Origin of the sequence: Flavobacterium sp. HJJ, assembly GCF_015351475.1 — a bacterium.
GTDB lineage: Bacteria > Bacteroidota > Bacteroidia > Flavobacteriales > Flavobacteriaceae > Flavobacterium > Flavobacterium marginilacus.
The window spans coordinates 1-1,030 of record NZ_JADKPR010000068.1 but is presented as its reverse complement, the minus strand read 5'-3'; the positions used below and the strand labels follow the sequence as shown (position 1 = coordinate 1,030).

The 1,030-nt window shown below is 44.7% G+C and carries 1 protein-coding gene; it reads left to right on the top strand.

Annotation, left to right across the window (positions count from 1 at the left end; genetic code table 11):
- Positions 1-1,030: MFS transporter (locus tag IRZ80_RS20745; RefSeq protein ID WP_194644268.1), on the top strand; the 1,030-nt coding region annotated here is incomplete at both ends.

Genomic DNA, 1,030 nt, shown 5'->3' with positions numbered 1-1,030 from the left:
TGGTTTTAATCCTATTATAGGTGTTCTGGCAGATAGAACCAGTACCAGATGGGGCAAGTTCCGTCCGTGGATCCTGATCACGGCATTACCGCTGGGCTGTGTTGCTCTGGCGGCTTTTACCACCCCCGATTTTTCATACAGCGGCAAAGTAGTTTATGCCGTTGCCACTTATACCTTACTGCTTCTTTTTTATGCAGGGAACAACCTGCCGTATTCTGCCCTGAGCGGCGTGATTACGGGCGATATGTCCGACAGGAACAGCCTTTCTTCGTACCGTTTTGTTGCGGTGATGTTTGCACAGTTTTTTGTTCAGGTTTTCATGCTTGGGATCATCAAGAGTGCCGGAGGGGGCGACAAAGCAGTTGGTATCGAAAAAGTAATGACAGTACTGGCCGTCATCGGCACCATCATGCTTTTTATCACTTTTCTGACCACCAAAGAACGCATTATCCCAAAACCGGAGCAGAAGTCAAGCGTGAAGGAAGATCTAGCCGACCTGGTAAAAAACAGGCCGTGGGTAATCATGCTGACACTGACAACATTAGTGTTTATCACTCTGGCTCTAAAAGGCGGTTCGTATGTGTATTATTTTGAAAATTATGTTGATAAACAGCAGCTGGCACTTTTTATCCAGCCGATATTGGATACGCTGACCAGCACTGGATTAAACTATTTTGGTAATGACCCTGTTGCTGCAGGATTCGGACTGTTTAATGCCGGAGGAATTATTTTTATGATAATAGGAATCACATTATCAAAAGGCCTTGCCGATAAATACGGAAAGAGAAATATCTTCGGAATATTTCTGTTTATTTCGACAGTCTTCGTTCTGGCTTTTTATTTCTTTCCAGCCGACAGTATTTCCCTTATTTTCTTTTCGCAGATTCTGCACGGGTTTTTCTACGGAATCACCATTCCGATTCTCTGGGCAATGATCGCCGATGTAGCCGATTACTCAGAATGGCTCAATAACCGCCGTGCTACAGCCATTATATTTTCAGCAATGATGGTCGGACTGAAAGCCGGACTA